The organism is Campylobacter sp. W0066.1 (assembly GCF_024723635.1).
Classification (GTDB): domain Bacteria; phylum Campylobacterota; class Campylobacteria; order Campylobacterales; family Campylobacteraceae; genus Campylobacter_D; species Campylobacter_D lari_C.
Genome location: NZ_JANQCW010000001.1, coordinates 1 through 21,755, shown reverse-complemented (window position 1 = coordinate 21,755; position 21,755 = coordinate 1). Strand labels below are relative to the sequence as shown.

Genomic DNA, 21,755 nt, shown 5'->3' with positions numbered 1-21,755 from the left:
AAATCTTAAATTATACAAAAATTAAAATAAATTTTTACATTAAAATGCTTTTAAAATATTCTTTAAAAAAATTAAAATTTTTTATTTGCTTATGAAATAAGTCTTAGAAAATATGCAAAAAATACAAATTTATTTTTGCTTTTAAAAATAAGCTATAATTTTTTCAAAATTTACTACCAAAAGGATAAAAAATGAAAAAAATTTTCACCCTACTTTTTTTATGTATTTTCAGCTATGGCGCTGATGTAAATATCGCTGCAGCTGCAAATGTAGCTTATGCTTTTAAAGTCTTGCAAAAAGAATTTCAAAAAGAAAACCCTGATATTAGTATCAATGTGAGCTTAGGCGCTAGTGGAAATTTAGTCTCACAAATTAAAAATGGTGCGCCATTTGATATATTTATGGCTGCAAATATGAAATTTGCACAAAGCTTGTATGATGATAATTTTGCTAGCACAAAACCTGTTATTTATGCTCAAGGAGCTTTAGCTTTACTCAGTGTTAGAATGGATTTAAGCAAAGGATTAGACACACTTAAAGAAGAAAAAGTAAAAATCATCACCATAGCCAATCCCAAAGCTGCTCCTTATGGTCAAGCTAGCATAGAAGCTTTACAAAATGCTAAAATTTATGAGCAAACAAAAGCTAAAATCATCGAGGCAAAATCTATAGGAGAAGCACTTACTCAAACATTAAAAGCAGCCGATGTGGGTTTTATAGCAGCAAGTGCTTTATATGAAGATACGCTAAAATCTTATAAACTCCAAGAAGGAAAAAATTATATTTTAATCGATCCAAAGCTTTATGAACCAATCAATCAAGGCATTGTTATCACTTCTTATGGTAAAGATAATGCCAAAGCTAAGAAATTTTATGATTTTATTTTAAGCAAAAAGACTAAGGAAATTTTCAAAGCTTATGGCTATAATATCCCATGATTAAAGCTAAAATAAATACTATAAAAAATCATGAAAATATAAACTGGGTAGAATTTCTTATAAATAAACATAAATTATATATGCTTGCTTTAGAACTTGATGAAAAAGCAAGCATTGATCAAGAAGTTTTACTTGCTTTTAAAAGTAGCGAGTGCTTGCTTAGTAAAAAAAATTTAGAAAACTCATTTTTAAATACCTTTTATGCAAAAATCATTGATATTTTTCAAGGACAAATCATCACTATCGTAAGATTAGAAAATGAAATTTGCACTTTCGAAGCTCAAATTAGCACCCATGAGCTTTTAGAGCAAAATTATCAAAAAAATGATTTTGTATTTGCTTATGTACATCCTAGTGCTTTATTTATCAAAGAGTATCTATGCTAAAACTTGACTTTGAAAAAATCTTTAAAAATAAAGAAAAAGAATTTAAACTTAAGGTTAAATTTGAAGTTAAAGAAGGAGATTTTTGTGCTATTTTTGGAAAAAGTGGTAGTGGTAAAACTACGCTTTTGAGAATTTTAGCGGGTTTTGAAAAAGCACGAGGAATTTGCACTTTTAATAATACGATATTTTTTGATGATAAAAACTTTCTAAGCCCACAAAAAAGAAATCTTGGTTTTGTTTTTCAAGATTATGCTTTATTTGAAAATATGAATGTAGAGCAAAACTTACTTTTTGCCAAAAAAGATCTAAAATTTGCTAATGAACTTTTAGAACTTTTAGATTTAAGCAAACACAAAAAAAGTCATATTTTAGAACTAAGCGGGGGACAAAAACAACGCGTAGCTTTAGCAAGAGCTATTATGCAAAAACCCAAACTTTTACTTTTAGATGAGCCATTTAGCGCCTTAGATAATGAGATAAAACTACACTTGCATGATTATCTTTTAAATATACATAAAACTTATAAAATCACTACTATTTTAATCAGTCATGATGTAAGTGAAGTTTATAAACTAGCCAATAAAGTCATCATTTTAGAAAATGGAACTATCATTAAAGAAGGCTCGCCTAATGAAGTTTTTTTAAAGACACAAGGCTCACAAAAATTTGCTATAAAAGCACGCATTTTAAAACTACAAAAACAAGATAGCATATTTATAGCCATACTTGCCATAGGTAATCAAATCAGCCAAGTAGCACTAAGTCCTTTAGAAGCTAAAGATTTTAAAGAAAATGATGAAGTGCTTTTGAGTCAAAAAGCTTTTGCGCTAAATTTAACTAAGATTTAAAAAACAAATGTCAAACTCTTTTCTGAAATAACATAAATACGAAAGTTACCTTTTTTATACTTGTAAAATATTATTCCACGCAATTTGATGCTCAGCATTTATTTCCGGATGTCTCTTAATATTATCAAGATAATTTTCCAAAAAGAAATCAGTATTTTCTAAAAGTCTCAAATAATATTTAATGGTTGAAAATACGCCATTGATTATTACTTGACAGCCATGTTCTTCTCTTATTCTATTTATTAAATCATATACCTTCTCAACCTCATCATCTTTGATGGATAATGTACTTAAAATATAGTATCTCTGAATTGTTGTGCTAGAAAACTTTTTGTAGGCATCCTCTATCATAGTACAATTAGGAGCAATATCAAATTTAACCTCAACTACCTCATACAAACTTCCATCGCTATTTGAAATAACAATATCTCCAGTATTTCCACTACTTTTATCACAACTATAATGAGATGATAATTTATGCAATTTTTTATCGTTAAAACGCTTAAGTTCTTTACTGATACATTCATATACACTATATAGCGCCACCACTGGTAAAATAGAAGCACCTCTACTTTTATAAGGATAATAGAAATGTTTTTGTAACAATCCTATTATATTTTCTATATTTAATTTTGATTCTGAAATAATAGGATTTATAAGCATAATTGATTTTTCTTCTTTTGCTTTTATACTAAGATAAAACATTGCTTTAAGATATGCTTTAGGGTTTTCTTTATTTTCTTCCACATCATTTAAAATTTCTAAAAAAGATTTTTTAACTAAAGTATTATTTATTTTTCCTGGAAAATCAAGGTTATACGGAATATTTTGCTCTAAGCTTCTTGTAAGCCATCCTGACTCTTTCATAGCTCCTAAAAATTTCTTTTGCTTCATAAATGGTGTTATATATTTTGTATCAAAAGTTCTACCACTATAACCATTATTCATATTTGCTTGATGTAGTCTAACATCTTGTTCAGGATTAAGGCACTTATACACTAAACTTGTAACAAGAACAGTATATACACCTTTTAAAGTTTCTTCTTTTTTAACTATATTTTTAACATATTCTTTTTGTTTTTCTGATAATTCAATTTCATCTAATGATTTTATTGACAAACTTTCCTTATATAAAGTCTCTAAATACTCACTTATATTAATCATATTAACACTATCTCCATTTATAAAAAATTGATTTATTACTTCTTTTGCTAACTCTTTTATCATTGGAACACATACACTATTGCCTATTCTTTCATATAGCTTTGCCTTGCTTCCAATCTTTTTAAAATTTTCAGGAAAGCCCATAAATCTAAAGCATTCATTTAAAGTAAGTTTTCTAACTTTTTCTTTATCATATATAAAATATCGTCCACTTTGTTCTTGTGAAGCTATAGTTGGATGCACTCCACTAGATGAATATATTCTATTTGGCTGTTTATGAACTCTTGACAAATGGTTTGTTTCTTTACGAACTCCATTTATTCTAGTTTTTTTATTTCTATAACCACAGAAAATAAGTCCTGATTTTTGGAGTTTAATTTGTTTATTATCCAGTAGGGTATATTCTTTTTCATCTAAGTATTCAAATTCTCCATCATTGTCAAGAAAATTTTTCATACTATGAACTTTTTTTATTTTTATTTTATCAAAATTAAACACCTTATTTTTATTATTACCTACTATTATAATTCGTTCTCTATTTTGCGGAACTCCAAAATCTTTCGCGTTTAAAACCTTATACGATACCGAATATCCAAGCTCATTTAATGCTTTTATCATCACAAATAAAGTATTTCCTTTATTGTGTTTTTCTAAATTTTGAACATTTTCAAGAATAAAAGCTGATGGATTTTTTATTCTTAATATTTTAACTATATCAAAAAACAGCGTTCCTCTTGTTGCATCTGCAAACCCCTTTTGCCTACCAGATACAGAGAAAGCTTGACAAGGAAATCCTGCACATAAAATATCGAAATCTGGTAAAGTAGATGGATCAAGATTTGTTATATCACATTCTGAATCATCTCCAAAATTTTCTTTGTATACATCAATGGCATGTTTTTCAATCTCTGAGCTAAAAACACATTTTGCTCCAAGACTATCTAATGCCAATCTAAACCCCCCTATACCGGCAAACAAATCAATATATTTTAGTTTCACTTTATTTTATCCTATATTTTTAGTTCACCAATGATATAATCGGTTTATTTATACACCTCATAATCAAACCTATACACTCTGTTTTTTGTGTAAAATCTAAAAATATTATACCTTTATCATTGTTTTTTAGATTTTTTAAAAAAATATTTTTTATCATTTTCGTTTAAGTTATTCAGATAGTTGTTTTAGAATATTAAATTTTATGGTTTTATTGCTCATCAAATACCTATATATGCTATAATCTAGAAGAATAGTTATATCATATTTTAGATAACAAATCAACGTTATTTCAGAAAATAGACTATAATTAATATTACAAGGTTATAAATGACTTATGGATTTTTTTATCTTAAAATTTTATACTAGCTTATGGACAAAATGGAAGATAAAAACTGCATATGGTTATTTTTTCTACGCCATAGCTCCACCTTTTATCCTTTTATAGTTTCATTTTTAAATTAGTTTAAAAGGATATAAAATGCATTGGTTAGTATTAGCAATTAGTATAATTTTTGAAGTGATTGCAACAAGCTCGATGAAGTATGCAAGCATAAGTAAAAATAATCTTTATTTAATCGTTTTTGCGGTGTTTTTTTCATTTTCTTTAGCAGGTTTATTTTATGCTTTGAAAAAAATTGATTTAAGCATAGCTTATGCAACTTGGGCAGGTTGTGGTTTGGCATTAGTTAGCGTGGTGGGATTTTTAATCTTTAAAGAAGCAATTACTCTTAATAAAATCATTTTTATTATTTTAATCATCACTGGAGTGGTGGGATTAAAACTTAGTGCTTAAGCCTTTTAGCTTAAAGCACATTCATACTTTGTATCATTACTTTTGCTTTGCATTCAGCACAGCAATATAGTGTTTTTATCTTAGCTTCATCGCCCATAAATCTTGGTTTCATAATGCTAGCGATTTTTTCAATGGCCTTTTTAGTAGCAAATTCTTTCCCACACTCTACACAAGCAAAAAGTTCATCTTGAGCTAAAACCATAAAAGAAAAATACTCTTTTTCTAAATCTATCCCACTTCTTTGAAGCATTAAAGTATCTTTTTCAGCACAACTTGCCTCACAATATCCACAGGTAGTACATAAGCTTGCATTAAATTTCAAAGAATTATCCTTAGCATCAGCTACTAAAGCTCCTACATTACAAGCTCCCACACAAGAAAGACATAAGGTACAGGTATCTGTATTGATAGTGATTTTTCCATAGCGTATCCATTCTTTGCTTGGGATATTGCCTAAATTTTCTTCTTTTATAAGTTCTCTTAATCTTATAGCAAAATCTTCTCTTTTTAAAAGTGCAGGATTATAAGAAATAAATTTGAGATTTTCTATAAAATGTGCTTGATTTATAGCCTCTAAAAGTTCTTTTTCATCTTTAGCTAGAAAAATTGCATTTTGTTTAAATTTTCTTTGAAAAATTTCATTCATCAAAGCTATTACTTCTAAAGCACCTTGCGATAAGCCATCACTATAAAAAATCACACTCGCACCACTTGTTTGAAGCATAGCTAAAAAATGCGCTTGATCAAGATAGTTTTCGCCTTTAATCATAAAAGGCATTACATCTTCTTTTAAAGTGATATTTAAATTTTCTATAGACATTTTCTCAGGGATTATTAAAATGATTTTATCTTCATAAAATTTTAAAATTTCATAAAAGCTATTACGTGGCATAGGTGCATAATCAAGTGCGCCACTAGGACAAATTCCTACACAATCACCACAGCTTAAACAATCTACATGAGAAAATTCTAATTTTCTTTGCTCATCATCTTTTAAAATAGCTACACTAGGACAAATTTCAGCACATTTTCCACAATGAACACTTCTTCTTTCATGGTATTGACAAATGCTATCATCATAACCAATATAATTTCTAAATTTATATTTTGGAGAATTAGAATTTAAAAGCTTTATAATTTCTTCTTGACTTAAAGTAGTTAAATCATAGCAACCACTTTGTTGATCAAAACTTTCTTTTTTTACATCATATAAGAAAAAATCACAATCAATCTCTACTTGCTCATTGTCTTTTAAAGCTATCACACAAAGCTCTCCCACGCAACCTAAAACACCCAAACATTGCTCATTACTTAGCTTTAAAACCTTGTATTCTTGTTTTTTTAAACTTTCTATAAGTTCATTTTGATCCTCATTGCTTACAATAATTACATTTTTACCCACTTCTTTGGTGTATTCTAAATCAAGTCCTAAATCATAAACTTTAGATCTAATCTTATATAAAGACTCAATAGTTTTAGCTTTTTTAAGCACATCATCTTGTGAGTTTTTAAGGTAAAAATTAATCTCAGGTGCATAAACTTCAGGGTTTAAAAGCTTTGAATTTCCTATAAAAACTTCTTCATCACAGGCTTTTTGAACTATGCTAATATCATCACTTAAAGGAATTAAATCTTCATTTTCTAAAAATACAAAATCTTTCATAACACTCTCTTTTAAATTTTTTAATCTTAATTATATAAATTTCATTATAAAAAAGTTATAATTTTACTAATTTATTCTTAAGGTTTAAGATGAACAAATTTAGAAATTTTCCACCCATAAACACACTTATAAACAATGAAAACTTGGCTAATTATCCTTTGTATTTAAGATCTCATTTTGCAAAAATAGCTGTTTCAAATTGTAAAAAAGAACTAAGCAAAAATGAAAATTTAAACTTTAGCTTGCAAGATTTGCTAAGTAAAATTGCTCAAAGTATTGATGAGTTTTTAAATATGCAAAGTCAAAGTTTGATCAATGCTACTGGAGTTATCATACATACTAATCTTGGTCGTAGTATTATTGATGAGAGTATTTTTGAAAGAACTAAAGAAATCATCTGCTCTTATTCAAATTTAGAGTTTAACATGCAAAGTGGCAAAAGAGGCTCAAGGTATGACGCACTTAGTGCGAATTTAAAAATATTATTTGATTGTGAAGATTGTTTGGTTGTTAATAATAACGCCTCGGCTGTATTTTTAATCTTAAACACCTTAGCAAAAAATGAAGAAGTTATTACTTCAAGAAGTGAGTTAGTTGAGATTGGGGGAAATTTTAGAATTCCTGAAGTTATGCTAGCAGCTGGTGTTAAGCTAAAAGAAATAGGCACGACTAATAAAACTCATCTGTATGATTATGAAAAAGCCATCAATGAAAATACTAAGATGATTTTAAAAACTCATCGCTCTAATTTTGCTTTTAAAGGATTTTTTGAAGAAGTAAGCTTGAACGAAATTCATGCTTTGGCAAAAAAGAAAAAACTCATATCTTATTATGATTTGGGTGCTGGCTGGTGTGAAAAAATTAATAAACAACTTAGCAAAAACGAGCCAAGCGTGAAAGAGCTTTTAAAACATTGTGATATTTTAAGTTTTAGTGGAGATAAACTTTTTGGTTCTACTCAAGCAGGTATTATACTTGGAAAGAAAAAATACATTCAACAATTAAAGAAAAATCAACTTCTAAGAATGTTAAGGGTTGATAAAATCACTCTAGCTTTTTTAAATGAAACTACCAAAGCATACTTAGAAAAAGAATATGAAAAAATTCCTACACTAAAACTTTTAAATGATGATTTAAAAACCATAGAAAAAAAAGCACTCTTTGTTAAAGAAAAAATTCCTACAAAATGTGAGTTAAAAGCCTCTAAAAGTTTAGTAGGCGGTGGTTCTATGCCTGATAAAAGCTTAGATACTTTTGTGTTAAGTTTTGATGAGAAAGCTTTGCTTTTACAAGAAAAATTTAGAAAAAAAGGTGTGATTGGCCGTGTTGAAAATGGACATTTTGTGCTAGATTTTAGAAGTATTTTAGAAAAAGATTTAAACCGTTTAATCCACGCTATCAAAGAGGTATTTCATGCATAGTATTATCATAGGCACTGCTGGGCATATTGACCATGGTAAAACTTCGCTTATTAAAGCTTTAAATGGTTTTGAGGGTGATGATTTAAAAGAAGAGCAAGAAAAAGGCATTACGATTAATCTTAGCTTTTCAAATTTAAAAAGTGAAAATTTAAACATTGCTTTTATTGATGTGCCTGGGCATGAAAGTTTAATTAAAACTATGATAAGTGGTGCTTTTGGCTTTAGAGTATGTATGTTTGTCATAGATATAAACGAGGGTTTAAAGGCTCAAAGTATAGAGCATTTAAGGGTTTTGGAATTTTTAGGCGTAAAAGATGTGGTGCTTATTTTGAGTAAGGTTGATTTATGCAAAAATTTAGCACAAAAGCAAACAGAGCTTTTAAAAGAATTAAAAGCCTTTAAAATCAATATCTTAAAAATTTTTCCAACAAGCATTTATGATGAGCAAAGTATATTAAATTTAAAAAACTATCTACTTAGTTTAAAGCCTAAAGAAAATGATGAAAATTTGATTTTTAGATACTACATTGATAGAGTTTTTTCTCTAAAAGGTATAGGAACGGTAGTAACAGGGAGTTTAAATGAAGGAAAAATCAGCAAAAATGAAAAAATCTTTTGCCTTGAAAATCAAAAAGATATCATTGTAAAAAACATACAAATTCATGAAGAAAATGTTTTAGAAGCAAAAGCTTATAATAGAGTTGCTTTGAGTTTAAATTGTGATTATCATGAGTTAAAAAAAGGCTATGTATTAAGCAAAAAAGGTGTCTTTAAAAGCTTTAAAAGTATCGATGGGGTTGTTTTTAATACAGAGATTAAACACGGAAGCATTTTAGAATTTTGTAGTGGTTCAAAAAAGCTTAATGCAAAAATTAGTGTAATTAAAGAATTTGAAGATAAAACTTATATTAGCTTGGAGTTTGATAAAAACTTACCTTTGTGCTTTGATGATAAATTTATCTTGCTTGAAAATGGGCGTATTAAAAGTGGTGGCGTGGTATTAAATGCAGTGAGTGAGCCTTTGAAAAAAGATATAAAAGCTAAGTACTTAGCACTTTTAGAACAAAAAGATTTTAAAAAAGTATTTGAGTTTTTAAAACAAACTCACAAACTTGGTTTTGGCTTACTTTCAAGCTATCAACGCTTTAAACTCACTCATGAACAAGCTTTAAACTTAGCAAAAAGCTTAGATCATGTTTTTGTCGATGAGCAAGCTTTAAATGTATATGATTTAAATGCTATGCAAACTTTGAAAGAATTTATTGATTTTATTTTCTCTAAAAATCCCTATGCTTTAATCTCGCCTCATTCTATCGCCTTAAGGCTTAGCTGGGCAAGTGAGAGTTTTTGCGCTTATGTACTCAAGCAAATGCAAGAAAAATTAGATTTTAAAGATGGCATATGGTTTTTAAAAGGACAAAATTTTGAAAAATTACAAGAAAAGGCTCATTGTGAGCTTTATGAAATTTTAAAAAAAGAAGGTATAAAACCTACCGCACCTTATAATCTTTATGAATATTTAGAACTTGATAGGAAAAATGGAGATCTTATCTTAAAAAAACTCACCAAAGAAAACAAAGTCAAAAGATTAGCACATAATCTTTTTATAGAAAAAAATGCCCTTGAAAATCTCATGCAAGAGTTTTTAAAGCTTTTGCAAGATCATCATTTAGATGTCGCTTTTGTAAAAAATCATTTTCAAATTTCAAGAAAATACGCCATAGCTTATTTAGAATACCTTGATAAAAACTATCCTCAAGTGATAAAAATCGAGGAAAAAAGAATGCTAAAAGTCTAAGTGTTAAAATTTACATTTTATAATGATACAAATTTAAATTAAAGGAAAAAAATGAAAAAATCTCTAGCTCTTTTAACCCTTGCTAGCTCTTTATTTGCTGCAAGTAATGAAGAAATTATTAATTTTTTTAAGAAAAATCCAAATTTATCAAATGCAAATATTAGTGTTTCTAGTAGAGAAAAAATTCCTGATACTAACTTTGAAGCTGTGATAGTTAATTTTGAAATTAGTGGTAAAAATTTCCAAGAAATCGTTTTTACTCAAGATAATATCATCACAACCGAAGTAATTGATGTAAAAAAAGGTGAGTTTTATTCTCAAGTTTATCAAGCAAAACTCATGGAAAAACAACAAGCCGAATTTTCAAAAAAAGCTCTAGTGGAACTTAAAAAAGAAAAAATGTTTGTTTCTTTAGGTGATAAAAACAAACCTTTACTTTATGTATTTAGCGATCCTGAATGTCCATATTGTAGAATGCATTTAGATAAGATAGAAGAAACACTAAAAACTCATCAGGTTAAATTTATCTTAACCCCTATCCATGATACTAGTGCTTTTGAAAAATCTGCATTAATCTATAAAGAAAGTAAAAATGCTAAAGATGATGCACAAAAAATTACTATCATGAAAAAATACTATGATAAAAATTTAAAAGATTATAAAAAACCTAGTGAAGCTGAGGTTAAAGCGGTAAGAGAAACTTTTGCAAAATACTCTAAACTTGGTCTTCGTGCCGTACCAACCATAATCGATGCTCAAAAATAATCTTTTCTTACTTGTGCTTGCACTATTTTTAAGTGCTTGCACAGGCCCTATGCAAACTTTTATCCAAACAAATAATGAGGGTATTTTCCTACATGCTAATAAAAATCAAAGTTTTTCTTTACACATCAATAATCCTTCAAAATTAAACACAAATTTAGAAGCTAAGCTCACTCAAAAATTACAAAATTTGGGATTGGTTTTAGATAATACTCAAAGTGATTATAAAATTTATATCAATATAGTAGATTTTAAAAAATTTTCTTACGCACAAAGACTAATTGCTTCTAATGCGAGATTTTTTTATAATGACTTTGATAAAATAGATGATGTTTTTGAAATGGAAGTAGAAAATTACTATCTTTTGCAAGTTAATTTACAAATTAGCTCCAAAAACTCTACTCAAAGCACCTCACTTTTAGCAAGAACTGCTTATCTTAGCAATATAGACAGAGCCAAAGAATCTTTAGAAGAAAAAATTGCTAATCAAATAACAAGCTTTTTTTATATGCATTAAAGATGGCATTTAAGCCATCTTTTTAAATATAACCATGATCAATCATCGCATCAGCCACTTTTTTAAAGCCTGCTATGTTTGAACCTACTACTAAATTTCCTTCATGATTATAAGCTTTTGCACACTCGTATGAATTTTCAAAAATATTTTTCATAATCTTATGCAATTTTGCATCAACTTCCTCAAAACTCCATTGACACATACTTGCATTTTGTTGCATTTCAAGTTGAGAAGTCGCTACACCGCCTGCATTTGCAGCCTTAGCCGGAGCAAATAAAAAGTCTTTTTGATTTAACATAAAATCAATCGCTTCAAGTGTACTTGGCATATTAGCTCCCTCTGCTACCATACGACAACCATTGTGATATAAGGTTTTAATATCTTCTAAATTTAACTCATTTTGCGTAGCACTTGGAAATGCTATATCGCAAGGTATACTCCATACTCCATTGCAACCTTGTTTATACGCGCTTTTTGGAGTAAAAACAGCACCTTTTTTAAGCGCTGCATAATCACTCACCCTAGCTCTTTTTACTTCTTTAATTTCTTTTAATAAATCTAAATCTATTCCATCTTTATCATAAACAAATCCATCGCTATCGCTTATTGTGATTGCTTTTGCGCCAAGTTGATGCAATTTTTCTATGGTATAAATTGCCACATTTCCACTACCTGAAACTGCACACTCTTTTCCTTCTAATGCATTGTTGTATTTTGCTAGCATTTCTTGGGTAAAATACACGCAACCATATCCTGTTGCTTCTGTTCTTGCTAAACTTCCACCCCATGGAATTTTCTTTCCCGTTAAGGTTCCATCAAAATTAGAGCTAATTTTCTTATAAGCTCCAAACATATATCCAATTTCCCTAGCACCAACCCCTATATCGCCCGCTGGCACATCAGTGCTTGCACCTATGATTTTTGAAAGCTCAGCCATAAAAGCTTGACAAAAACGCATAATTTCTGCTTCACTTTTACCCTTAGGATCAAAATTTGCTCCACCTTTAGCACCGCCTATCATCAAACCCGTTAAAGAATTTTTGAAAATTTGCTCAAAACCTAAAAATTTCAAAACATCCAAATTCACACTAGGATGAAATCTAATCCCACCTTTATAAGGACCTAAACTAGAATTAAACTGCACTCTATAGCCAAAATGTGTTTGAGCTTTACCTGCATCATTGATATATACAACTCTAAATATAGTTGTTTTTTCAGGCATTACAATACGCTCTAATATTGCATGATCTTGATAAGTTTTGTTAGATTCAAGTAAAGGTTCTAAAGAATTTAATACCTCAGTTGCTGCTTGAAAAAATATAGGTTGTCTTGGGGAAATTGTTTGAATTTTTTCTAAAGTTTCATTGATATATTGTTTAGCCGTACTCATAAATTGTCCTTTTTATAGTATCTTGCTGTTTGTTTTAGCTAAAAATTTTTTTAGCGCCATTTGCTCCTTTGTTCCTATTTTGTAATAAATTAGCTTTAAGTATGCGCTAATTTCCTTTTGAGAAAGATTTCTTGATTTAGAATAATCTAGCAAAATATATTGTGGAATGAAAATTTTACTTTTTGTGAAATTTTTCATCATTTTTTTATAAATAGAAAAATTTTTAACACAAGAAAAGCGTGCAAAAACAAAAGGTAGTCTTGTCTTTTCATACCATAATTCACACAAATCAATATAATCTTTTGGATTTTGCAAATAAAGTTTTAAAGCCTTATCACCGATGATAACCTCCCCTTTTTGCTTTAAAACTTTTGCAAGAGCATTAGAAGTTGCAGAACTTGCATCTTCTTTGCTTTGAGAATGTTTTTTTACTAAAACGCTTTTTACCTTTTTGCTTGCGCAAATTCCCACATTTAAGGTTTTGTATTTTTTTCTACGACTTTCAATACTTGAAATAATCGCTGCGTCAATACGTCTAAAATACAAATGGCGATTTAGCTTACTAGGAACCCCTTTTTTGTATTCTGTAGTTTGCTTAACATAGCTAGGAAAAGCTGTTTTTTTAAGATAGATATGCAAAGGGAGTAAATTAAGATAATCTATCTTTCCAAAAACCATCTTAGCCTTTCTATGATTAAGTATTAGTATCCTATAAAAAAATATCTTAAATATAAATTAATTTAATTAAAAATATAATCAATACTAAAATTTATATCAAAATTTAACATTTATTGTGAAAAATTATTTTGTAATCTTAGATTATTAAGTAAAAAAGTAAAATAATAGAAAAGTCAAATTGAAAGATTAAAAATAAAAATTAAGTTTTATTCAAAAAAATATTTTAAATAAAACTTAATTTATAAAAACTATTGTAAACTTGCTAGATATTTTTGATAGTCAAATTCTTTTACTAAAGCTACCCCATCTTCAACTGCAGCTTTTGCCACAGCAGCACTAACTACAGCTTTTACCCTGCTATCAAATGGTTTTGGTATCACATAATCTCTACCAAAGCTAAGCTCTTCTACTCCATAAGCTTGTTTTACCTCATCAGTTACTTCAAGCTTAGCTAAATCAGCCAAAGCTTTAGCAGCAGCTACTTTCATATTTTCAGTGATTTTAGTCGCTTTTACATCTAAGGCTCCTCTAAAAATAAAAGGAAAACCTAAAACATTGTTAATTTGATTTGGGTAATCGCTTCTACCTGTTCCAACTATAGCATCATTTCTAACCCTTTTAACATCTTCAGGCATTACTTCAGGCACAGGATTAGCTAGTGCAAAAATCACAGGATCTTTAGCCATACTTAAAATCATCTCATCATCTAAAATCTTAGGCGCACTTAAACCCAAAAACACATCAGCACCTTTTAAAGCCTCTCTTAAAGTGCTATCTTTGGTATCGCTTACAAATTCTAGTTTGTATTTATTTAAATCATCTCTTTGGGTATTAATCACACCCTTACTATCTACTAAAACGATATTTTTAACCCCTAAATTTCTATACATTCTAGCACTTGCAATACCCGCTGCACCCGCACCACTTACTACTACTTTAATATCTTCAAATTTTTTACCACTAATTTCCATAGCATTCATTAATCCTGCTGTAGAAATGATCGCAGTACCATGTTGATCATCATGCATTACAGGAATTCCAAGATCTTGCAAAGCAGCTTCTATTTCAAAGCATTTTGGCGCTGAAATATCTTCTAAATTAATCCCTCCAAAGGTAGGTGCTATAGCTTTACAAAATGTAACAATCTCATCTACACTATGAGCATTAATTTCTAAATCATAAGCATTAACATTAGCAAATTTTTTAAACAGACAAGCCTTTCCTTCCATCACAGGCTTACTTGCGCTTGCTCCTATATTGCCAAGTCCCAAAACCGCGCTACCATCACTTACTATGGCAACTAAATTAGCTTTATTAGTGTATTTATAAGCCAAAGTTTCATCTTTTGCTATCTCAACACAAGGTTCAGCAACCCCTGGAGAATAAGCTAAAGACAAATCATGCGCACTATCCATAGGCTTTCTAGCAATAATATCTACTTTACCACCTAGGTGGTACTCTAAAGCCTCTTCTTTTAAATTCATTATTTCTCCTTCATGTAAGTTAGTAAATTTTCTATTCTAAGCTTAGCTTTTTGCACTCCTAAAAATTCTAATACTTCAAATATACTAGGACTTACCGAGCTTCCAGTGAGTGCAATGCGTATGGCTTGAGCTAGATCTTTTAACTTAAGATTATTTTCTTCTAAGAATTGATTAGTTAATTCTTCAAATTCACAAGCATTTTTTTGCTCATTTAAAACCATAGCGTATTTTTCCAAATAAGTTAAATTTGTTACATTAAGAAATTTATCTACAGCCTTTTGATCATATTCTTTTGGGTCATTTAGTAACACTTTGGCCCCGCTAATAATATCATGCAAGGTTTTAGCTCTCTCTCTTAACATATCTAGCAAAAAGCCTGCTTTTTCATACTGACTTAAATCAAAACCTAAATCTTTTAATTGTCTATTGATTTCTTCAAAAGGCAAGGTTTTAATATAATGAGCATTAAGCCATTCTAGCTTTTTAAAATTATAGCAAGAAGCACTTTTATTAATATGATTTGGATCAAAAAGCTCTTGCATACTTTCTAAAGAAAAAATTTCATCATCGCCATGGCTCCAACCAAGACGCACTAAGAAATTTAGCAGGGCTTGAGGTAAAATCCCCATATTTTTATACTCCATCACATCAGTTGCTCCATGACGCTTAGAAAGTTTTTTACCATCTTCGCCATGTATCATAGCCACATGATAAAATTTAGGTATTTTAAAGCCTAGTGCCTCATAAAGAACGATTTGTTTTGGAGTATTTGATAAATGATCATCCCCTCTTATAACATCACTCACACCCATTAGAGCATCATCAATTACAACGGTTAAATTATAAATTGGGCTACCATCGCTTCTTGCAATTACAAAATCATCTAATATATCTTCAGCCTTAAAACTAACCTCGCCTTTAATACCATCTATAAATTTGATCTCTCCACTTTGTGGTGCTTTTATACGCACCACAGGCTCAATACCACTTGGGGGAGTTCCTTTAAAATCTCTATATCTACCATCGTATTTTGGGCGCTCTTTGGCTGCTTCTTGCTTAGCTCTTAACTCATCAAGCTCTTCTTTGCTCATATAACAATAATAAGCCTTACCCTCATCTAATAATTTTTGAATGTATTTTTTATAAATATCGAATCTTTGAGATTGATACTCAATCGTCCCATCATAATCAAGCCCACACCATTTAAATGCTTCTATAATAGCTTGTGTAGCTTCTTGTGAATTTCTTTTTAAATCCGTATCTTCAATACGCAATAAAAATTTACCCTTATTTTTTCTTGCATAAAGATAATTATATAAAGCCGTTCTAAGCCCTCCTATGTGCAAATATCCTGTTGGAGAAGGAGCAAAACGCGTTGTGATTTCTTGCATATTTTTACCTTTTTTAAATTTTTATTGTTATAATGCTATATTTACACTTAAATAAAGGTTTTATATGAGAAAATTTTTAATATCTTGTTGTTTTGCTGCAAATATTTTATATGCTCAAACTCTTGGTGGCGTAGCAATGGTAGTAGAAAATCAACCTATTACTCTTTATGATATAGAACAAACCATGAAAGAATTAAAAACCAACGATAGACAAAAAGCTATAGCATTTTTAGTAGATGATAAAATTCAACAAAGTGAAGCTAAAAAACTAGGAATTTATGTAAGTACTTTTGAACTCAATGAAAAATTAGCCCAAATAGCAAAAGGCAATAAAACTGACATTAATGGTTTGCAATCAAAGATAGAAAAAGATGGTTTAAGTTTTGAAGTTTTTAAAAACAAAATTAAAAAAGATCTTGAAAGAGAAAAACTTTATAGAAGTATAATGCAAAATGCAAAAATCAATATCGATGATGAAACACTAAAACATTTTTATGAAAGTAATCTTGATAAATTTAGCACTTTTTCAAATATAGACTTAGTTGTTTATAATTCTACTAATCCAGAACTTTTACAACAGCTTGCACAAAATCCTATGTATAAAAATTCTCAAATTAAATCAAAAGCCATTAGTTTAAATGCAACTAGTTTAGATCCAAGATTACTTGCTTTGTTAAATAATACCAAAATAGGAGAATTTACTCCAGTGTTAAATGGCGAAAATGCTTATATAGTGTATTTTGTAAAAGAAAAATATGGTAAAAATCCTATCGAATTTGACTTAATCAAAGATCAAGTTAGCAATGTCTATACCCTAACTCAAAAAGAACAAGCCTTAAAAAATCATCTTGATAAAATAAGAGCAAATGCTCATATAGAAGAATTAAGATAGGTTTAAAACCTATCTTAATTAATGTCTTGAAAGATAATTTGTATCATAATTATTATTGATAAAATCTGCATTATCCATCATCGCTAAATGAAAATCTTTAGTTGTTTTTATCCCACCTACAATAAGCTCTTGCAAGGCTATTTTCATTTTAGCTATAGCCGTGTTTCTATCTTCTCCCCATACAACTAATTTTCCAATCATAGAATCATAATAAGGAGGTACACTATAATCTTGATAGCAATGGCTTTCCATTCTTACATTGCGTCCTGCTGGAGCTACATATTTTGTGATTTTACCTGGACAAGGTAAGAAAGTTTTAGAATCTTCGGCAGTGATTCTACATTCTATAGAATGACCCTTAAGTTTAATTTCTTCTTGTTTTGGCAAAGGATACCCTTCTGCTACTTTAATCATAAGCTCGATAATATCCACCCCACTTACCATCTCACTCACACAATGCTCAACTTGCAAGCGCGTATTCATCTCGATAAAATAAAAATCTAAATTTTTATCCACTAAAAACTCAAAAGTTCCCGCACCCTCATAATCAATAGCCTTAGCAGCTTTTACTGCTGTTTCATGAAGTCTTGCTCTTGTTTTTTCATCTAGTAAAATTGCAGGAGATTCTTCTATAAGCTTTTGATGGCGTCTTTGCATAGAGCAATCTCTCTCACCCAAATGTATCACGTTACCAAAGCTATCTCCTATGATTTGCACTTCTATGTGACGTGGGTTTTGGATGTATTTTTCCATATACATAGTGCCATCACCAAAAGCACTCATAGCTTCACTTTCTGCTGACCAATAAGCTTTTTCCAAATCTTTTTCATCTTCAACTACACGCATACCACGGCCACCACCACCTGCTGCTGCTTTTAAAATCACAGGATAGCCTATTTCTTTAGCAAGTTTTTTAGCTGCTTCAACCCCACCTAAAGCTCCATCGCTTCCTGGGATTACAGGCACACCTGCTCTTTGCATTACTTGTTTTGCTTTACTTTTATCACTCATTAGTGCCATAGCAGCTACTGAAGGGCCTATGAATTTGATATTATGTTTTGCACAAATTTCGACAAAATTTTGATTTTCACTTAAAAATCCATACCCTGGAAAAATAGCATCAGCTTCGCTAATTTCAGCTGCACTTATAATAGCTGGAATGTTAAGGTAGCTTTCTGAACTTCTAGCATTTCCTATACAAATACTCGCATCAGCATATTTTAAATACAAAGCATCTTTATCTGCAGTAGAATACACACAAATTGCTTTTTTTCCCATTTCTTTTACAGTTCTTAAAGCTCTTAATGCAATTTCTCCACGATTTGCTATTAAAACTTTTTTAATTTCCATTTTATAATTTCTCCACCACAAATAAAGGCATACCAAATTCTACAGGCTGACCATCTGCAACTAATACTTCTACTATCCTACAATCATATTCAGCTTCGATTTCATTCATGATTTTCATTGCTTCAATAATTGCTATAGTACTTCCTTTTTTAATAGTTTGTCCTGCTTTAGCAAAAGGTGCTGCACCTGGGCTTGGAGCTTGATAGAAAGTACCTACCATAGGACTGTTGATAGTTGGTTTATTAGAAGAGTTTGAGCTTGCTTTGGTTTCATTAACTACATTTACATTAATTGGTTGTGGAGCTGGAGCAACAGGAGCTGGAGCTGGTAATTCACAACACATATCTCTTTCAAGTTCTATTTCAAATCCATCTTGTTCTTTTATTTTAATCTTGCTTATATTTGCTTCTGCAAAAAGTTGCATTAGTTCTTTGATTTCTTCTTTTGTCATATATTCTCCTTGTTTATAAGACTTAATTTATAATTATATATAAAAATACTAAAAATAACTTCAATTATTTATTTTTTACTTTTATTTTAAGATATAATTTAAAAATTCACTTTAATTATAAAGGACAAAAATGGGCTTAAAAGCAGATAATTGGATCAAAAAAATGGCATTAGAACACAATATGATAGAGCCATTTTGTGAAGCAAATATAGGTAAAGGTATAGTTAGTTATGGGCTTTCAAGCTATGGATATGATATAAGAGTTGGAAGAGAATTTAAGATTTTTACTAATGTAAATTCCACTGTTGTAGATCCTAAGAATTTTGTAGAAGAAAATGTAGTAGATTTTGTAGGTGATGTATGTATAGTACCTGCAAATTCTTTCGCGCTTGCAAGAACGGTTGAGTATTTTAAAATACCAAATGATGTTTTAGCAATTTGTCTTGGCAAAAGCACTTATGCAAGATGTGGCATCATAGTAAATGTAACTCCTTTTGAGCCAGGTTTTGAAGGACATATCACTATAGAAATTTCAAACACAACCCCACTACCTGCTAAAATTTATGCTAATGAAGGTATAGCTCAAGTTTTATTTTTACAAGGAGATGAGCCTTGTGATGTAACATATGCTGATAAAAAAGGTAAATATCAAGCTCAAACAGGTATAACTTTACCAAGAATTTTAAAATAATTTTATTTTCAGCCGATATAAAAACTTAGTCAAGTAATAGGAAAATATATATGTTTAATGGAAAAAGCATTTTAATCACCGGTGGCACAGGAAGTTTTGGAAAAACTTATACTAAAACTTTACTTCAAAAATACAAACCCAAAAAAATCATCATTTATTCAAGAGATGAGTTAAAACAATTTGAAATGGCAAGAAAATTTAACGATGATTGTATGCGTTATTTTATAGGTGATGTAAGAGATAAAGAAAGATTAAGCATAGCAATGAAAGATGTTGATTTTGTCATTCATGCAGCTGCTATGAAACATGTGCCAATTGCAGAATATAATCCAATGGAATGTATAAAAACTAATATCCATGGAGCACAAAATGTAATCGATGCGTGTTTGGAAAATAATGTAGAAAAATGTATCGCTCTTTCAACCGATAAAGCATGCAATCCTATTAATTTATACGGAGCTACAAAGCTTGCAAGTGATAAGCTTTTTGTAGCAGCAAACAACATCGCAGGAAATTCTCATACTAAATTTAGCGTTACAAGATATGGTAATGTAGTGGGCTCAAGAGGCTCTGTTATACCATTTTTTAAAAAACTAATCAATGAAGGCGCTAAAGAGCTTCCTATCACAGATGAGAGAATGACAAGATTTTGGATATCTTTAGAAGATGGGGTTGATTTCGTGCTGAATAATTTTGCTTATATGCATGGAGGGGAAATTTTCGTACCAAAAATTCCTTCTATGAAAATTGTAGATTTAGCTAAAACTATGGCTCCTAATTTAGCTCATAAAATCATAGGTATAAGAGCGGGTGAAAAACTACATGAAATTATGATTTCAAGTGATGATAGTCATTTAACTTATGAATTTGAAAATTATTATGCTATTAGTCCAAGTATTCAATTTAATAATATTAATGTTGATTTTAGTATAAATGCAAAAGGACAAAAAGGAAAAAAAGTTTCTAATGGCTTTTCTTATAGCTCTGATAATAATCCATCATGGATTAGCCAAGAAGAGCTTTTAAATATAATAAATCATACAGAGCTTGAAAAATGATAACTTATTCTCATCAAAATATTGACGAACAAGACATAAAAGTAGTTTGTGAGGCTTTAAAAGATGATTTTTTAACCGGTGGAAAAAAGGTTGAAGAATTTGAACAAGCCCTTTGTGAATATGTAGGTGTAAAATATGCTTGCGTGCTAAATTCAGCTACTTCTGCTTTACACCTTGCGTATTTATCTTTAGATGTAAAAGAAAAAATTGTCTTAACAACCCCCATTACCTTTGCTGCAACTGCAAATGCAGCTTTAATGGCAGGTGCTAGGGTTGAGTTTATAGATGTAAAAAGCGATGGAAATATTGATGAGAAAAAACTTGCTTTAAGACTGAGCCAAGATAGCTCTAATATAGGAGCAATTTGCGTGGTTGATTTTGCGGGAAATAGTGTAGAAATGGATGAAATTTTAGCCTTAGCTAAACAACACAACATCCCACTAATTGATGATGCAAGTCATGCTCTAGGTGCTATTTATAAAGATCAAAAAGTAGGCTCTATGGGGGATTTGAGCATATTTTCTTTTCATCCGGTTAAACCTATTACAACCTTTGAGGGTGGTGCGGTTGTTAGCAATGATGAGGAATTAATCTCAAAAATTAAGCTTTTAAGAAGTCATGGCATAGTCAAAAAAAGGCTTTGGAATAGTGATATGATTGAACTAGGCTATAATTATCGTTTAAGCGATGTAGCTTGTGCTTTGGGTATAAATCAACTTAAAAAACTTGATAATATGCTAGAAAAAAGAGAAATCATCACAAGTTTTTACGATAAAGAATTTGAAAAAAATCCTTATTTTAGCACTATAAAAATCAAAGATTATAAAAAAAGCTCAAGACATTTATATCCTATTTTGCTTTTTCCTGAGTTTTATTGCCAAAAAGAGATTATTTTTGAAAAATTATTAAATTTGGGCATAGGTGTACAAGTGCATTATAAGCCTACTTATGAGTTTAGTTATTATAAAAACTTATATGGAAATTTATTCTTAGAAAATGCGGATAATTTTTATAAAGCTGAACTTAGCATACCTGCTCATCAAGAAATGAATTTAAAAGAAGCACAATTTATTAAAGATAA

General features: G+C 29.8%; 20 protein-coding genes. 12 read left to right on the top strand and 8 right to left on the bottom strand.

What is annotated here, in order from left to right:
* The first annotated feature begins 191 nt into the window (after window positions 1–191).
* From modA to CAMP18497_RS00090, 3 genes are read left to right on the top strand one after another with little or no spacing between them, the layout of a single operon-like run.
* A complete protein-coding gene (gene modA, locus CAMP18497_RS00100; protein ID WP_337212040.1) occupies window positions 192–938 on the top strand; it encodes a molybdate ABC transporter substrate-binding protein in 747 nt (248 codons plus the stop codon).
* Window positions 935–1,324, top strand: coding sequence for a hypothetical protein (locus CAMP18497_RS00095; protein WP_337212039.1), 390 nt, complete (start codon window positions 935–937; stop codon window positions 1,322–1,324). Before modA ends, CAMP18497_RS00095 begins: the two co-directional genes overlap by 4 nt.
* On the top strand, window positions 1,318–2,172 hold the full coding sequence (locus CAMP18497_RS00090) for an ABC transporter ATP-binding protein (RefSeq protein WP_337212038.1): 855 nt from the start codon (window positions 1,318–1,320) through the stop codon (window positions 2,170–2,172). Before CAMP18497_RS00095 ends, CAMP18497_RS00090 begins: the two co-directional genes overlap by 7 nt.
* 54 nt (window positions 2,173–2,226) lie before the next feature.
* Here CAMP18497_RS00090 and dcm read toward each other — a convergent pair whose 3' ends face one another.
* Window positions 2,227–4,335: a DNA (cytosine-5-)-methyltransferase gene (dcm, locus tag CAMP18497_RS00085; RefSeq protein ID WP_337212037.1), complete on the bottom strand. Its 2,109-nt coding sequence runs from the start codon at window positions 4,333–4,335 to the stop codon at window positions 2,227–2,229.
* A 478-nt stretch (window positions 4,336–4,813) separates the two neighbouring features.
* On the opposite strand from dcm, the gene CAMP18497_RS00080 reads away from it, so the two are divergent.
* A complete protein-coding gene (locus CAMP18497_RS00080; RefSeq protein WP_263669893.1) occupies window positions 4,814–5,128 on the top strand; it encodes a DMT family transporter in 315 nt (104 codons plus the stop codon).
* 10 nt (window positions 5,129–5,138) lie between these two features.
* Here CAMP18497_RS00080 and CAMP18497_RS00075 read toward each other — a convergent pair whose 3' ends face one another.
* Window positions 5,139–6,791, bottom strand: coding sequence for a 4Fe-4S dicluster domain-containing protein (locus CAMP18497_RS00075; protein ID WP_337212036.1), 1,653 nt, complete (start codon window positions 6,789–6,791; stop codon window positions 5,139–5,141).
* 89 nt (window positions 6,792–6,880) lie between these two features.
* Between CAMP18497_RS00075 and selA the strand changes: the two genes are divergently transcribed.
* The 4 genes from selA to CAMP18497_RS00055 are packed head-to-tail and all read left to right on the top strand — an operon-like array spanning window position 6,881 to window position 11,289.
* A complete protein-coding gene (gene selA / locus CAMP18497_RS00070; protein WP_337212035.1) occupies window positions 6,881–8,212 on the top strand; it encodes an L-seryl-tRNA(Sec) selenium transferase in 1,332 nt (443 codons plus the stop codon).
* Window positions 8,205–10,010 (top strand): selenocysteine-specific translation elongation factor, encoded by a 1,806-nt coding sequence (gene selB, locus CAMP18497_RS00065; protein WP_337212034.1) that lies wholly within the window; start codon window positions 8,205–8,207, stop codon window positions 10,008–10,010. Before selA ends, selB begins: the two co-directional genes overlap by 8 nt.
* Window positions 10,011–10,061: 51 nt before the next feature.
* Window positions 10,062–10,775 carry a thioredoxin fold domain-containing protein gene (locus CAMP18497_RS00060; RefSeq protein ID WP_039619110.1) on the top strand — a complete coding sequence of 238 codons (714 nt, stop codon included), beginning with the start codon at window positions 10,062–10,064 and terminating at the stop codon, window positions 10,773–10,775.
* Window positions 10,762–11,289 carry a hypothetical protein gene (locus CAMP18497_RS00055; protein WP_039628900.1) on the top strand — a complete coding sequence of 176 codons (528 nt, stop codon included), beginning with the start codon at window positions 10,762–10,764 and terminating at the stop codon, window positions 11,287–11,289. Before CAMP18497_RS00060 ends, CAMP18497_RS00055 begins: the two co-directional genes overlap by 14 nt.
* Window positions 11,290–11,311: 22 nt before the next feature.
* On the opposite strand, the gene gdhA is transcribed toward CAMP18497_RS00055, so the two are convergent.
* The 4 genes from gdhA to gltX form a co-directional block, all read right to left on the bottom strand.
* Complete coding sequence (gene gdhA / locus CAMP18497_RS00050; RefSeq protein ID WP_214118323.1) at window positions 11,312–12,679, bottom strand: NADP-specific glutamate dehydrogenase; 1,368 nt, start codon at window positions 12,677–12,679, stop codon at window positions 11,312–11,314.
* A gap of 12 nt (window positions 12,680–12,691) precedes the next feature.
* The gene (locus CAMP18497_RS00045; RefSeq protein WP_337212033.1) at window positions 12,692–13,357 is read right to left on the bottom strand and encodes an MqnA/MqnD/SBP family protein; all 666 of its coding nucleotides are present in this window, start codon (window positions 13,355–13,357) and stop codon (window positions 12,692–12,694) included.
* A gap of 248 nt (window positions 13,358–13,605) precedes the next feature.
* Window positions 13,606–14,841, bottom strand: a complete 1,236-nt coding sequence (locus tag CAMP18497_RS00040) for a malate oxidoreductase (protein WP_039628903.1) — start codon at window positions 14,839–14,841, stop codon at window positions 13,606–13,608.
* Window positions 14,841–16,232 (bottom strand): glutamate--tRNA ligase, encoded by a 1,392-nt coding sequence (gene gltX / locus CAMP18497_RS00035; protein WP_264274739.1) that lies wholly within the window; start codon window positions 16,230–16,232, stop codon window positions 14,841–14,843. Before gltX ends, CAMP18497_RS00040 begins: the two co-directional genes overlap by 1 nt.
* 64 nt (window positions 16,233–16,296) lie before the next feature.
* On the opposite strand from gltX, the gene CAMP18497_RS00030 reads away from it, so the two are divergent.
* Window positions 16,297–17,124: a peptidylprolyl isomerase gene (locus CAMP18497_RS00030; RefSeq protein ID WP_337212032.1), complete on the top strand. Its 828-nt coding sequence runs from the start codon at window positions 16,297–16,299 to the stop codon at window positions 17,122–17,124.
* Window positions 17,125–17,142: 18 nt separating this feature from the next.
* Here the strand turns inward: CAMP18497_RS00030 and CAMP18497_RS00025 are convergent, their stop codons facing one another.
* Together CAMP18497_RS00025 and accB are read right to left on the bottom strand one after the other, a co-directional pair.
* Window positions 17,143–18,474: an acetyl-CoA carboxylase biotin carboxylase subunit gene (locus CAMP18497_RS00025; protein ID WP_039619123.1), complete on the bottom strand. Its 1,332-nt coding sequence runs from the start codon at window positions 18,472–18,474 to the stop codon at window positions 17,143–17,145.
* A 1-nt stretch (window position 18,475) separates the two neighbouring features.
* Window positions 18,476–18,925 (bottom strand): acetyl-CoA carboxylase biotin carboxyl carrier protein, encoded by a 450-nt coding sequence (gene accB / locus CAMP18497_RS00020; RefSeq protein WP_039626958.1) that lies wholly within the window; start codon window positions 18,923–18,925, stop codon window positions 18,476–18,478.
* 130 nt (window positions 18,926–19,055) lie between these two features.
* Between accB and dcd the strand changes: the two genes are divergently transcribed.
* From dcd to pseC, 3 genes are all read left to right on the top strand, one after another.
* Window positions 19,056–19,616, top strand: a complete 561-nt coding sequence (gene dcd / locus CAMP18497_RS00015; protein WP_257943632.1) for a dCTP deaminase — start codon at window positions 19,056–19,058, stop codon at window positions 19,614–19,616.
* A 50-nt stretch (window positions 19,617–19,666) separates the two neighbouring features.
* The gene (pseB, locus tag CAMP18497_RS00010; protein ID WP_337212031.1) at window positions 19,667–20,674 is read left to right on the top strand and encodes a UDP-N-acetylglucosamine 4,6-dehydratase (inverting); all 1,008 of its coding nucleotides are present in this window, start codon (window positions 19,667–19,669) and stop codon (window positions 20,672–20,674) included.
* Window positions 20,671–21,755: UDP-4-amino-4,6-dideoxy-N-acetyl-beta-L-altrosamine transaminase (gene pseC / locus CAMP18497_RS00005; RefSeq protein WP_337212030.1), on the top strand; the 1,085-nt coding region annotated here is incomplete at its 3' end. The genes pseB and pseC, both read left to right, overlap by 4 nt.